This window comes from Gemella haemolysans (assembly GCF_012273215.1).
Taxonomy (GTDB): domain Bacteria; phylum Bacillota; class Bacilli; order Staphylococcales; family Gemellaceae; genus Gemella; species Gemella haemolysans_A.
Map to the genome: position 1 here is coordinate 379,557 of NZ_CP050965.1, position 12,449 is coordinate 392,005.

Genomic DNA, 12,449 nt, shown 5'->3' on the forward strand with positions numbered 1-12,449 from the left:
TGGTATAGAACATACTTTAGGAGATTAGTCCGTTTGAATTTAATGCTGATATGGCAACGGATTGGAGAAAAGTAAAAAGTGATAACGATAATAAATTTACAATCCAAGATATGATAAAAATATATTATGGAGAGTCAGATTACGCCAAGTATGATAATTTGATTTACCAAGGGAAAATATTAAAAACTAAAGTTAAGTATAATATAAGATAAAAGATAGGTGATATTAAATGGTTAAGTATAGTGATGAGGATATTAGAAAATTAAATAAGATAACATTAAAAATAGCTGGAGATTATTTGGGAATAAGTTCTCAGGCAGTCGCCTTAGGGTTAAGAAATAATCTTCTTCCTATAGGTTTTGCTATTCATAATGAAGAAAAAGATAGACGTTTTACAGAAAGTTGGTCTTATCATATTATTGCTGAAAGAATGATTTCTTATAATAATGGGAAATTATCTGAAATACGTGTTGAGCATATAGAAAAGAGTTTGGATAAAATTATAGATGAATTCAATAGCTTAAAACAAGAGCTACTTTTTATATTAAGCGAAAATGCAGAAGTGAAGAATTAGAAGTTTTTGAATATGCATTTTCGCTAGGAAAATATAAAGATAAGGATGTAAAGTATAAAGGTAAAGGTGATTTATGTGAAGATGATTAAAACATTTTTTAGAGAAGAACTCTATGAAGAAATTTGGGAAATAAGTGCTAAGCAAGTTTCATTAAAATATGATTTAAACTACTCTGATTTACTAAAAAAATGTAGAGAAGCTGATATCCCGATTCCTAAGAGTGGTTATTGGTATAGGAAAAAAACTGGACAAGATTTAACTGATTTTATAATTCCCTTACCTAAAAATAAAGTTAGTGAAGTTCATATTTATAGAAAGACCTTAAAAAATAGTAAATTAAAAAATACCATGAGGAAAGAAGAAACGTCTAAAGAAAATTTCATAGATAATTATACAATAGATGCTGATAGTATTAAAAATTCATTGTCATTCTTGGATAAAACTAAGGTTAATCGTATTATTGAAGTGATTTCAGATCAGACTCATTATTCAAATAAAAGACTTCATAAAATTGTAGCAAATTTGAGAGATAGTATAGAAGAATGGAATAAAAGAGAAAAAGCAGCTGCATATCCGTATTTTGATTCTAGGTATAGGTTTAATAATCTGGATAAACCAAGGTTTGTAAAAGATATTCCTTTAAGTTCACTTCCTCGCTTATATTGTTTTTTAAATACACTTATCACTATTATTGAAAAACTTGGAGATAATATCACAAAAGATTTTGATATTAAAATTAATAAAGATATTGTTAGTTTTGAAATTGTAGAATTGACAGATAAAGTAAATCATGAACTAACTAAAGAAGAAGCAAAAAAACTCGCTGAATATAATGATAGTAAGAGATATGATACATATGCCAGTAAACCTAGAATAAGAAAGTATGATTATATTCCTAATGGTAAATTTCGTTTTAAAATTATAAATGGGAGATATATTAAAGATAGTCAGCAATTTACAATTGAGCAATCAATACCAGAAATTGTCATTATGATTTATCAGGAATATTATAAAGTTAAAAACTTGAGGATTGAACGAGAAGAAGCAGCACGTCGTTACGCAGAAGGGATGGAAATCAAAAGAAAATTACAAGAGGAGATTGAAGAAGAGAAAAAACGAACTTTATCTCTGCTTAATATGTTAGATGATTTTCAAAAGGCAAATGATTTGAGGAAAATGGCTGATCGCTTAGAAGTGGTTGGTAAAATTAGTGATGATGAAATTAACTGGATTAGAGCTAAGGCTGATTGGCTTGATCCTGTGGTATCATCAACTGATGAATTATTAGGAGATAGGAATCATCATGATTCTAAAGAACAAAAAGAGAGATATCTAAGTGAGAAAAAATATTATTGGTAAATTTATTGATTGTGTACTTAAGTGATGAAAAAATAATGAAAAATTTGTTGTTAAGTTAAAATTATTTTATGAAGAGTAAAAGCTATTAAAGAAAAAGAGATATAAAAATAGGAAAATTACAATAATAATACCCCTTTTACTGGACTAAACAGTAGAAGGGGTATTATTATGTGTTATAGTATTAAATTTAATAATTTTGATATTTAACATATATGCTGGAATATTTTCTTTGGACTGTTAAAAAAGAATAGTCAGGTTAAACATTTTTTTGATTTTTTTATTTCTCAATTTATTTACTAATTAGATGTGACATAAAAGGAAAAAAAAAAATAAAAGTATATGTCTAAAATAGATAGCTTAGTATTACAACTAGAATTTACATTAGGACCAAACTTTTAAAATAAGTTTAGGAAATAATAAGAAACTTGACATTATTAGTTTAGTGGATTATAATGAAATTACATACCATTGGTATGATAGGAAGGAGATATTATGGCGAGGAATAGAAATCCACATGAAACTAGAAAAAAAATACTAGAAGTTTCTAAAGATTTATTTTTAAAAAAGGGATTTGATAATACCTCAATACAAGATATAATAAATGGATTAGGTGGATTGACGAAAGGTGTTATTTATCATCATTTTGAATCGAAACAGGAGATATTACAATCAATTATTAGAGAAAATAATCAAGAAATTCTAAATTATAATTGGAGGGGAGATACTGGATTAGAAAAAATACAAAATTCTTTGATGGATGCTCTCTCTAATTTTGAACAACAAAGGCTTGTATATTCAGCTTCGATAAAGTTAAGAAGTCCACGTTTGTTAGGAGAACAGTATTTAAGTTTATTTTCTGATTTTTTACCAGAAATTAGAGAAAGAGTTTACGAAGGTGTTAAAGATGAATCAATTAAAACAGAATATCCAGAAGAACTGGCTGATTTGATTGTTTTAACTTTGAATATTTGGATTGGATTCCAAATTTCTGTTTATTCAGTAGAGGAACTGAAGAGAAAAATGAAATTCATTAAACTTTCTTTTGATGGACTAGATGTAAACTTGATTTCTGATGAAATGATGGGGGTAATTTTCCAATTATTTGATCACTTAAAAGGTGTTAAATAGATAGACTTATTATATGCTTGTTAGTAATAACTTTTTATCGATTTAATCAGTTATTGTTCTATAAATATATTTTAAGTATTTGATATTTTAAAAATAACATACTTAGGTATGTTATTAAAAATCTTATTTACATACCGGTAGTATGTTTATATTTTTTAAACTTATACATACTGGAGGTATGTATAATATTGTTATTTTATTAAAATGATTATTTTAAATATGTGTTAAGAACAGTTTAAATAATATGAAATATATTTACTTTTAGGAGGAAAAAATCTATGTTGTCGCTTATTAAGATTGAAATCAATAAGGTTTCTAAATCTAAATTATTGTTGGCTTGGTTTGTTACTATATTGATAGTATCAGGTGTTACAGGAATTATTATCATGGGGCTAGGTACGGATAATAAATTAGGAGAATTTGTAGGGCAGAGTTCTAATGATTTTAGAATTGCTGATAAATGGGGAAATTGGGCAATTGCAACATCATTGTTTTCATCTTTATTTACAAAAGCAGCATTTTTAATTTTTGAAGCATATTTATTGTCTACGATTTTTATTGATGAATTTAAACAAAGAACAATTTTTCAGTTGTTTTCTTATCCTATTTCTAAAATAAAATTACTATGGGGAAAAGTTATATCGGTAATTTTAATATCATTTATTGCTCATTTTACTGCACATGTAATTATTCAATTATTAATTAATTTAGTTGCGGTTTTAACTGAATCAAACTATATCCCAGTAGTTAATCAATTAATTAATTTAGTTGGAATTTCGTTTGGGACAGTACTAATTGGGGTATTACCTTTTGTTATAGGTATGATTAAGTATTCAACACCTATAACAATGCTTTCAGGACTTGGTTTAGCAGCATTACTAACTAATGCAACCCCAGGGAGTTTAACTAATAATTTTGTTGGCAACCCATTGTTCTTAATCTTTGCTAGTTTCATAAGTATAATTATTGCTTCAGTTTCAATTTATAATATTTCAAGAAAAGATATTAATATCAAATAGTTATAGATTAATTTAGTGGAATGAATTTTTTCAGGAATAAAATAAAATGACTAAAATAAGCAATTTTTTGATAATTACTTTAAAAGAAGATACTATACAAGTTGGTATTTATGCTCCTGAAGAAAAGAATCCTGGATTGGAAGTTGGATATAGAAAGAGAGGTATAGAAATGAGAAATGTTGTTGAAATTAAAGAACTTTTTAAAACTATTGATAAGGAAGAAATCTTGAGTGGTATTAACCTTCAAATTGCTGAAGGAGAAATATATGGTTTTTTAGGTCCCAATGGTGCCGGGAAAACAACTTTAATGAAATGTATGTTGACCTTATCAACTATTACATCTGGTAGTATTGAAATTTTCGGGAAAAGTTTACAAGAACACAGAGAGGAAATTCTAAGTCAGATTGGTAGTATTATTGAAACACCAATTTTTTATGAAAACTGTACTGCAAAAGAAGTCTTGAAAATTCATGCTCAGTATATGGAGAAAAATATTACTGAATTAGATATAATGAGTAGCTTAAGTATGGTAGGATTAAAAAATACGACTAAAAAAGTAAAAGAATTTTCGTTAGGTATGAGACAGAGACTTGGTTTAGCTAGAGCTTTTTTAACAAAACCTAGATTATTAATTTTAGATGAACCAATCAATGGTTTAGATCCAATAGGAATTCAAGAAATTCGAAATCTTTTGCTGTCGCTTTCTAAGGAACATGGAATTACAATATTAATCTCAAGTCATACCTTATCTGAAATTTCACAAATAGCAGATAAGATAGGTGTTATAAAAAATGGAGAAATGATTGAACAAATCTCTATGAAAGAAATTATGAGGGAGAATATTGACTTAGAAGAATATTTTATGTCGCATTTTATAAATAAAATTTAAGAATTAGGAGGTAGATTAAGAATGAAACAATTGATAAAGAAGCATAAAAAATTTTTTTATACTTTTATGATTTTTAATATGCTAGTTCCTTTAACTAATATTGCTTTTGCTTATTCTATTAAATGTATTATCGATAGTGGAATGTCCCAGAATAGAGAAGCTTTAACCCAAGCAATACTAGTGGGGGCTGCTGTTATTTTCATCTATGCTGGTCTTAATTTTATATCTCTTCGATTGAGAAATAAACTTGTTAGAAAAATTATGTCAAGATATAAAAACAAGGTGTTTCAATCAATTTTAGATAAGAATTATAGAGAATTTTCTAAGGGAAAATCAGGGAAATATATTTCTATATTGACTGAAAATATGAAGAAAATCGAGCAGGACTATTTATACCAGTATTTTAATATCTCAAAAAACTTTTCTTTGATGATTTTCTCATTAATAGCCATGTTTATAGGCAATTGGTTTTTAACTTTATTGGTTATCATTGCCAGCATTTTTCCAATGATAATTTCAGGAGTTATTGGGCAAAAAACAGCTTCTTTACAAAATAGTATTATTATTGCGGATCAAAAGTATTTAGCTAAGGTTAAAGATATTCTATCAGGCTTTCTGGTTATTAAAAGTTTTAACGTGAAAGAGGATGTTCGTCAAGACTACAGCCTTGAAAGTGAAAAATTGGATGAGATATATTTTATGAAAGGTAAATTTGATATTCTATCTAATATTATTTCTCAGCTTTCAGGGATGATTGTTTTTTTAGTAGCCTTTGGTGGAGGAATGTATCTCGTCTTCGATGGTCATACCACAATTGGAAGTGTAACAGCTATTGTTCAATTAGTCAATTTTGTAGTAATGCCACTAAATGAAATTGGTATGGGAATAAGTAAATTCCGTGAAGGACAGGCGACATTTGGTTCGTTTGAAATGAAGGATATAACCGAACTTCAAACTGGTAAAAGGAAAGAATATTTCAATGATGTTATTTCTTTTTCAAATATTGATTTTTCTTATCCTAATTCTGAAGAAAAAATTTTTAATAATTTATCTTTGAATATCAAAAAGGGTGAAAAAATTGCAATAGTAGGTATGTCAGGGAGTGGGAAATCAACTTTACTCAATTTATTACTGAATTTTTATGATGTGACAAGTGGGCATATTTCAATTGATAATCAAAATTTGCAAGATATTTCATCAGAGAGCCTATATAATTTAATGACTGTTGTTCAGCAAGATGTTTATATTTTTGATGATACCTTAAGTGCAAATATTACCCTTAATCAACCTTTCACAGAAGATGATATAAAGCAAGCTGTGCAGCAGTCTGGGTTAGAAAATTATATTTTAGAAAATGAATTAGGTCTACAAACTTTATGCGGAGAGAATGGATCAAATCTATCTGGTGGAGAAAAACAAAGACTTAGTATTGCACGTGCCTTAATTCGTAAAACCCCAATCTTATTATTGGATGAGGCTACCTCATCTTTGGATAATCAAGTTACTGCTGAAATTGAAAATTCAATCTTGAAAATTCGAGATTTGACAGCTCTTGTTGTCACACACAAGTTGAATGAAGCTATTTTGAAAAAATATGATAGAATTATTTTTATGAAAGATGGTATCATTGTAGAAGACGGTCCTTTTCGTGATTTGATCGATAGAAAAGGTGAATTTTATAAGTTGTTTGGGTTGAGTGTGTAACTTTAATAGTAAAAAATATAATATTATAAAATGTAAATCAAAATTAATGAGTCGATTATGAATTGCTTAATGTTTTAAGAGTATAGTTCATATATTTGAGAAATCTGTATGATTCTGTATATTCACTTATAATATTGATAATCTATATCAGTAAAATATATTTGTTGTTTTCTAATTCTTAATATATAATCTTTAAATAAGAAATATACATGTTTAGGAGAACAAGAATAAAGTTAGAAGATTTTACAGAACAGGAACAAGGATAGATAAAGAAAGGTCTTACTTTTTCAGTAATCAGTGATAAAGAGGTTGCAGAAAGAATATTTTCATTAGTTCCTGAAGAATTACTGAAGAAAATTCCATTTTTTGTAAGAAAACATGCTAATACTCGCACAGTTAAGAGAATTTTTATTGAGTATCCAGAAACTTTATGCTGTAGCTCAAAAAGAAGGTGAGTGGTCAGAAATGTCAGGCGATGAAGATGAAGGGAATAAGTTAAATATAACGGAAAAGTATATATCAAAAAGTTCATCATTAATTGTAGGAAAAAATATCGGCGATGCTTCTACAGGAATGATGAGTTGTTTGGGAAGAGTATTTGGGTGAAATGATGAAAGATAATTATGAAATTATTCCTGTAGGAATCTATCAAAAGCAATCTGTTTTTTATGATAAAAGCAGACAAAAATTACTACTCAGAATAGATAAAAAAGAAAGCAGCTATAGTCAATCTTTCTTAGTGATGATTATACTGTTTATGTTGCCAATAGTTAGATGGTTAAATCAATATCTATTTATAAATATTTTATTATTTAATATTTTAATACTGATATTTGGGACAATTGCAGTTTTTTCTGTTTCGCGAATCTATGTTAAAGAGCTGTATAGAGGGATAGAATTATCAGATTTATACCTGTCGAGAGAATCATATGGTATATTTCTTCATCAAGAAAAAAGAAATTCTAAGATTGCGATTATAACTATCATATCTTTATTTCTAATAGTTACAATTTCTGCTATTCTATATTTACTGACATCGATCTTTTTATTCTTATTTGTTTCCGTCGGTTTACTTTTTCCTTTTTGTTTATTCTTAAATACAAAAACGAAAGAACGATATATTATTTTAAATCAATTGATAAAGGAGTTAGAGAATGAGTAAGTACTTGACTATTGGAAGTGTTGTTCAATTGAGTAAAAGACATGTACGATTATAAAAAATAGTTCTCTTTGGCTACTATAAAAAGAATCCAGTTTATTACGATTTGAATGAAGGAAGTCTTAAAGTATCTCAGTAAAAAGAAATTCCTTACAAAATAAATGGTTGGGTTCTCAGTGTAGTATTAGTAGCTCTTCCTATCATGCAGAAGATTTCTTCATCATGGACTGTACTGAAAGGTGGTGCTGACCAAATATTATTACCGCAAGACTGGCTATTAGAATGGATTACGGACTTTAGTATAGTTCCTAATTGATGGATTATCAATAATTGAAGGAGAAAAGAGATATGACAAGTAGTTTAAAGCGAATTGCTGAAAAAATTGTTTTTATTATTGAAGAAGATTACCCCAAACAAAAAAGTGTTACAGGCTCAATTCAAAGTATTTATCAATTAGCAAATGAAATTGTAGAAAGTGGAGAAGTAGCAAAAAACATAAATTTTAAAAGTCTAGTTAGAATGTTTGCAGATGAGACAACGCATTATCAAAGTGAGATTATTTACTTACTTCAAGATTTAGATAAGGAATTGAAAAAAAATGAACATAAAAGATAGTTTACAACATTTTTCATTGAATCGAACAGAAGAGAATAGGTCGAATCTTCTTCCAGATATTGAGAAATGGACGCTGTTCGTCCCTATAAGATGGGTAAATAAGTAGATGTTCCGCATTCTCCATATTTAAGATGGAACAGAAATTTTTTATCTGCAGTAAGTAGTAAGGTGTATATTTAAGCTGACCAAATATTATTACCACAGGGATGGTCGCAGGATTGGGTTGTGAATGTAAGGACTGTCCCTAATTAAGGAGTAGATTATGAGTATGAAATCAATAGAGATAGCCAATAAAATTTTAGAAATAATGGATAAACAGTATCCTTCAGAAATACAGGAAAAAGGAGCAATTAACACTCTTTATACCATTATTAGATCAATAAAGGAAACAGAAACTATCCCATCGAATGTTCATCTTAAGGAGCATGCACGTATGTTGATAGATGCAACTGCTAATTATAATTTAGAAATCATCTACCTACTTCAAGATTTAGATAAGGAATTAAAAAAGAATGAACGTCAAAGATAGTTTACAACGTTTTTCATCAAATAGAACAGAAAAAAATAGGGAACAGCTTCTTTCAAATTTGGAGAAAAGTTCACTTTTTGTTCCAGTAAGATGGATTGATGAGCAGACGTTCCGCATTCTCCATATTCAGGATGGAACAGAAAATTTTTATCTGCAGTAAGTAGTAAGGTGTGTATTTAAAATGAAAATAATTCCAGAAGGAGAAATAAATGGAAAAGCAATATGTAAGCGAGTCATTAAGAATAGCAAATGATATTATTCAATTGGTTAAAATTGATCTAGGGGACGAAATGAATAGGCAAATTTTAGCTTCCTATATATTTGGTGTTTTAAATGCTAAAGCAATTCAAGAGTCCATTTCTCCAATCGATGTTCAAGTTACAATGATTCGTGTTGGAATAAAAGCATTGGGCTATAGTCCAGAGGCAGCTACTCAAATGACGCAATTTGTTATCGATGCCACAGATAAGAATTTCCACCCGACTGTATATGCAATAATACATAGAGGAATAGAGGCGTTTTATCTCTATAGTAATGAGAAGTACGAGCAATTAAAAGAGGATTTTGATAATATAATGGCATCCATAAAATAAGGTAGATTTGCTTTAAGAAGAAAATAATGGGGGAAAGAATGTATTATTTTAAATCGTTAGAGAGACCTATCTCAAATTCAGAACTATCAGAGATAGAAAAAAAAATAAATGTAATACTTCCAGAAGACTATAAGGAATTTCTATTAGATGTTAATGTGGGTATTCCTAAAGAGCAGTACTTATCGTTTTTTATTGATGATTTAAATGAAGAAGTGATTTTGGGGACAATGTTAGGTATTTCAGAGAATAAAAACTTTAGTCTAACGGATTGGAACTCAGAATATCAAATGGAACTTCCATACGATTCATTTGTCTTTGGAACGGAATATGGAGGAGGGTTATTTGTTATGATTGTGAGTGGAGAGGATAGAGGAATTTATTTTTGGGACCACACATTTATATTTGACCAGTCGTCGGTAGATTCAAATGTATACTTTTTAGCAGATAATTTTACTAATTTTATAGAAAAGTTATATATTTCTGAACCATAGAAATACAAAAGAGGAATCCTATTTATGAGTGATAAATTCCTTGAATCAGCCAATGTGAGGTTTAAGTAATATTCAACAAGGAGAAATTGCAAAAGTCTTTGGAGCAGGTAGAGGAACTCAGATACAACTAGGGAATTCTTTGAAGTATTATGAAGATTTAGTTTTATTAAAAGAGGTGATAAAATGGATTCGGAACAAATTGAAAAATTCAAACAAGAAATAGAATGTATTATAAAAGAAAAAAATTATATATCTTTACGGTATGTTCTTTTCGATGAAACAAATAGAACACCATTTGCTGTACATATATTTTACAAAGATGATTTATTCATGGTGAATAGCAGAGATGAGAGGGGTTATAAAATTGGAAGAACATTTGAATTTGATAATTTTTCTGAGGCTGAAAAAAAATTCTTTAATGTATTGGACTTTATAGTACGTGAGGGTCGAAGGGAGATATCTAACAGAGGAAGCTATATGTATTCCTCACCTCTTTGGGATAAACCATAATGATAAATTTAGAAAAGCAACGTAGTGAAATTTGATTTGAATTTTATCGAGCACTCCCAGCAACAAGTATCGACTTCCTTTATGCGCAGTGAGGATTTTGTTCGGTATTATGAGCCGTATGTAAACACGGAGGAAGGCTACTGGGCTTTTATGTAGATATTACGGAGCTTCAGATTGAAAAAAACTATGAAGTAATACATGGCATCATCATGAGGACTTAAAGACATTACAAGAAGTGAATAAGAGCATTCGCGCAAAGTTTACCCATCGCGGAGGAGTTTCCCTAAAGAAAGGAAAATAAGATGATTTTAGAAGGTTTAAAAAAAATAAATGAGGAGCAAATTACTCGAGCTGAAAATACTTTAAATATCTCATTCCCCTTAGATTATAAAGATTTTATTCTATCGAATAATGGGATGTGCGCAGAAGGTGAGCTTGGTATAACACTTCCTTTGAATCAAGAAGTAATAGCCATAGATATTCTATATGGAATTGATACAGAAACCGAGAATTGCAACATTCTTGAATGGACTCAAGAATACAAAGAAGATTTACCTGAAAACACTCTTATTATTGGAGATGATGTACTGATGGGGTTCTTTATTTTAGTTTGTAAAGGAGAAGATAAAGGGGTGTACTATTATGATCATGCTTATAACTTAGAGGGTTCGGATGATGATGGAAATACTTATTTTATAGCTAACTCTTTTGAGGAGTTCATAAATCAATTGACTGTGATTGAATAATTGAAGTAATTTTTACAATCATATTTTTCTGAGTTATATTAAATTATACATATGAAATCAATGATGTTCATACCCCCGTGATTGTTGGCTTAAAGAATAGCTCAGAATTTCTAGGTTCTGAGTTTTCTAAGACAATCACGGATTTTCAGAATCTTGTTGGCAAAAACTCTGCGTGAGGTAATGCACTTTTCTAGTAAACATGCGGATGATGTAGTGCGAGGAGTAGGTGGTTCTGGGAAAGTAGAGCGCTTCTATGATGATATAAAAAATATAACAACTAAGAATATTCTAACAGTTAAAAGTGGATATTTTGAAAAATTTTTCAATTCTCTAACGGTAGAAGAGTTAGACTTTATTTGGGAGAAAAAGGAACTACGTAAGAAAATTGAACGTCAATTAAGATATCCTGGTGGAATGCATGAGTGGCATTTAGTTTCAAGGACTCCGCAATTCAAGTATTGGGATATAACTTTCGAAAAAATAGCGAGTTACGTACTGCAATTTCAGATGTAAAGTTTATTAACACTGAAGGAGTCCATGGTGGTTTAGGTTCTACAAAAGCACATAATGAATTGCTGGAAATTATTGATTCATCGAAAGATTATGATATGTTTGTGAGAAGATGAAATATCTGGGCTAACTATCGTCTTGAGGGAGGAGTTCAAGTATTACCTAAGGGGCTAAGAATTCCATAGCTAATAGAAAGGATTTAATAAAATGGAAACAGACAATACGGTATCTATTTGGATAGGTAATTTCAAAAATTTAACTGAGTTAGAAAATTATATTGATCTAACTTATGATGATGAGGGAGAGATCGTTGTTTCTGATTTTTTCAACGATTTTAAGATAGACATTAATGATATAGATGAAGATTTAATTGAAAAAGCAGTTTTGCCAAATGAAACAAACGATATATCTATTATTTTGCGCACTGCTTCCTATGAGGAACAGTTGTTGTGTAAATTGAACGCATTAGAGAGTCTGACTATAAATAAAGGCAATGTAGTTGTACTAATCTATAACTATGCTTATGATGGCTCTGTAAAATCCTCAGATTATTTAAATTTCATTACAAGTGTAGATTATAGATAAAACAATAATTTAAAAGTATGAGTAAGGAGATGGGTGAT

At 29.1% G+C, this 12,449-nt stretch carries 17 protein-coding genes and 1 pseudogene; all 18 read left to right on the plus strand.

Annotated elements, in window-relative coordinates; translation table 11 throughout:
• Positions 1-50 precede the first annotated feature (50 nt).
• The 18 genes and pseudogenes from FOC48_RS01830 (at position 51) to FOC48_RS01915 (ending at position 12,411) form a co-directional block, all read left to right on the plus strand.
• Complete coding sequence (locus FOC48_RS01830) at positions 51-212, plus strand: hypothetical protein (protein WP_172497810.1); 162 nt, start codon at positions 51-53, stop codon at positions 210-212.
• 17 nt (positions 213-229) lie between these two features.
• Complete coding sequence (locus FOC48_RS01835) at positions 230-574, plus strand: hypothetical protein (protein ID WP_003146598.1); 345 nt, start codon at positions 230-232, stop codon at positions 572-574.
• A gap of 81 nt (positions 575-655) precedes the next feature.
• Complete coding sequence (locus FOC48_RS01840; protein WP_003146597.1) at positions 656-1,933, plus strand: hypothetical protein; 1,278 nt, start codon at positions 656-658, stop codon at positions 1,931-1,933.
• A 492-nt stretch (positions 1,934-2,425) separates the two neighbouring features.
• Complete coding sequence (locus FOC48_RS01845) at positions 2,426-3,061, plus strand: TetR/AcrR family transcriptional regulator (protein WP_003146595.1); 636 nt, start codon at positions 2,426-2,428, stop codon at positions 3,059-3,061.
• A 278-nt stretch (positions 3,062-3,339) separates the two neighbouring features.
• Positions 3,340-4,080, plus strand: coding sequence for an ABC transporter permease (locus FOC48_RS01850; protein ID WP_003146594.1), 741 nt, complete (start codon positions 3,340-3,342; stop codon positions 4,078-4,080).
• A 46-nt stretch (positions 4,081-4,126) separates the two neighbouring features.
• Complete coding sequence (locus FOC48_RS01855; RefSeq protein ID WP_003146593.1) at positions 4,127-4,969, plus strand: ABC transporter ATP-binding protein; 843 nt, start codon at positions 4,127-4,129, stop codon at positions 4,967-4,969.
• Positions 4,970-4,990: 21 nt separating this feature from the next.
• A complete protein-coding gene (locus tag FOC48_RS01860; RefSeq protein ID WP_003146592.1) occupies positions 4,991-6,673 on the plus strand; it encodes an ABC transporter ATP-binding protein in 1,683 nt (560 codons plus the stop codon).
• Positions 6,674-7,051: 378 nt separating this feature from the next.
• The gene (locus FOC48_RS09915; protein WP_003146591.1) at positions 7,052-7,279 is read left to right on the plus strand and encodes a hypothetical protein; all 228 of its coding nucleotides are present in this window, start codon (positions 7,052-7,054) and stop codon (positions 7,277-7,279) included.
• Position 7,280: 1 nt separating this feature from the next.
• Complete coding sequence (locus tag FOC48_RS01870) at positions 7,281-7,835, plus strand: hypothetical protein (protein WP_003146590.1); 555 nt, start codon at positions 7,281-7,283, stop codon at positions 7,833-7,835.
• A gap of 345 nt (positions 7,836-8,180) precedes the next feature.
• Positions 8,181-8,447: a disulfide bond formation protein gene (locus FOC48_RS01875; protein WP_172497812.1), complete on the plus strand. Its 267-nt coding sequence runs from the start codon at positions 8,181-8,183 to the stop codon at positions 8,445-8,447.
• Between the two features lie 262 nt (positions 8,448-8,709).
• Positions 8,710-8,976, plus strand: coding sequence for a hypothetical protein (locus FOC48_RS01880; protein ID WP_003146588.1), 267 nt, complete (start codon positions 8,710-8,712; stop codon positions 8,974-8,976).
• A gap of 209 nt (positions 8,977-9,185) precedes the next feature.
• Complete coding sequence (gene imm48, locus FOC48_RS01885; RefSeq protein WP_003146587.1) at positions 9,186-9,569, plus strand: Imm48 family immunity protein; 384 nt, start codon at positions 9,186-9,188, stop codon at positions 9,567-9,569.
• A 38-nt stretch (positions 9,570-9,607) separates the two neighbouring features.
• Entirely contained in the window at positions 9,608-10,060 is a 453-nt protein-coding gene (locus FOC48_RS01890; RefSeq protein ID WP_003146586.1) for an SMI1/KNR4 family protein, read from the plus strand.
• Between the two features lie 183 nt (positions 10,061-10,243).
• Positions 10,244-10,570 (plus strand): Imm59 family immunity protein, encoded by a 327-nt coding sequence (locus FOC48_RS01895; protein ID WP_003146585.1) that lies wholly within the window; start codon positions 10,244-10,246, stop codon positions 10,568-10,570.
• A 193-nt stretch (positions 10,571-10,763) separates the two neighbouring features.
• Positions 10,764-10,871, plus strand: a pseudogene (locus tag FOC48_RS09920) (HNH endonuclease); the annotation flags it as partial.
• Between the two features lies 1 nt (position 10,872).
• Complete coding sequence (locus FOC48_RS01905) at positions 10,873-11,316, plus strand: SMI1/KNR4 family protein (protein WP_003146584.1); 444 nt, start codon at positions 10,873-10,875, stop codon at positions 11,314-11,316.
• A 156-nt stretch (positions 11,317-11,472) separates the two neighbouring features.
• Positions 11,473-11,829, plus strand: coding sequence for a hypothetical protein (locus tag FOC48_RS09925; RefSeq protein ID WP_254263189.1), 357 nt, complete (start codon positions 11,473-11,475; stop codon positions 11,827-11,829).
• A 204-nt stretch (positions 11,830-12,033) separates the two neighbouring features.
• Positions 12,034-12,411, plus strand: a complete 378-nt coding sequence (locus tag FOC48_RS01915) for an immunity 22 family protein (protein WP_003146581.1) — start codon at positions 12,034-12,036, stop codon at positions 12,409-12,411.
• Positions 12,412-12,449: the final 38 nt, after the last annotated feature.

Coding starts and splice junctions, on each gene's coding strand:
- FOC48_RS01830 (WP_172497810.1), top strand. CDS start 51: ATGGCAACGGATTGGAGAAAAGTAAAAAGTGATAACGATAATAAATTT.
- FOC48_RS01835 (WP_003146598.1), top strand. CDS start 230: ATGGTTAAGTATAGTGATGAGGATATTAGAAAATTAAATAAGATAACA.
- FOC48_RS01840 (WP_003146597.1), top strand. CDS start 656: ATGATTAAAACATTTTTTAGAGAAGAACTCTATGAAGAAATTTGGGAA.
- FOC48_RS01845 (WP_003146595.1), top strand. CDS start 2,426: ATGGCGAGGAATAGAAATCCACATGAAACTAGAAAAAAAATACTAGAA.
- FOC48_RS01850 (WP_003146594.1), top strand. CDS start 3,340: ATGTTGTCGCTTATTAAGATTGAAATCAATAAGGTTTCTAAATCTAAA.
- FOC48_RS01855 (WP_003146593.1), top strand. CDS start 4,127: ATGACTAAAATAAGCAATTTTTTGATAATTACTTTAAAAGAAGATACT.
- FOC48_RS01860 (WP_003146592.1), top strand. CDS start 4,991: ATGAAACAATTGATAAAGAAGCATAAAAAATTTTTTTATACTTTTATG.
- FOC48_RS09915 (WP_003146591.1), top strand. CDS start 7,052: ATGCTAATACTCGCACAGTTAAGAGAATTTTTATTGAGTATCCAGAAA.
- FOC48_RS01870 (WP_003146590.1), top strand. CDS start 7,281: ATGATGAAAGATAATTATGAAATTATTCCTGTAGGAATCTATCAAAAG.
- FOC48_RS01875 (WP_172497812.1), top strand. CDS start 8,181: ATGACAAGTAGTTTAAAGCGAATTGCTGAAAAAATTGTTTTTATTATT.
- FOC48_RS01880 (WP_003146588.1), top strand. CDS start 8,710: ATGAGTATGAAATCAATAGAGATAGCCAATAAAATTTTAGAAATAATG.
- imm48 (WP_003146587.1), top strand. CDS start 9,186: ATGGAAAAGCAATATGTAAGCGAGTCATTAAGAATAGCAAATGATATT.
- FOC48_RS01890 (WP_003146586.1), top strand. CDS start 9,608: ATGTATTATTTTAAATCGTTAGAGAGACCTATCTCAAATTCAGAACTA.
- FOC48_RS01895 (WP_003146585.1), top strand. CDS start 10,244: ATGGATTCGGAACAAATTGAAAAATTCAAACAAGAAATAGAATGTATT.
- FOC48_RS01905 (WP_003146584.1), top strand. CDS start 10,873: ATGATTTTAGAAGGTTTAAAAAAAATAAATGAGGAGCAAATTACTCGA.
- FOC48_RS01915 (WP_003146581.1), top strand. CDS start 12,034: ATGGAAACAGACAATACGGTATCTATTTGGATAGGTAATTTCAAAAAT.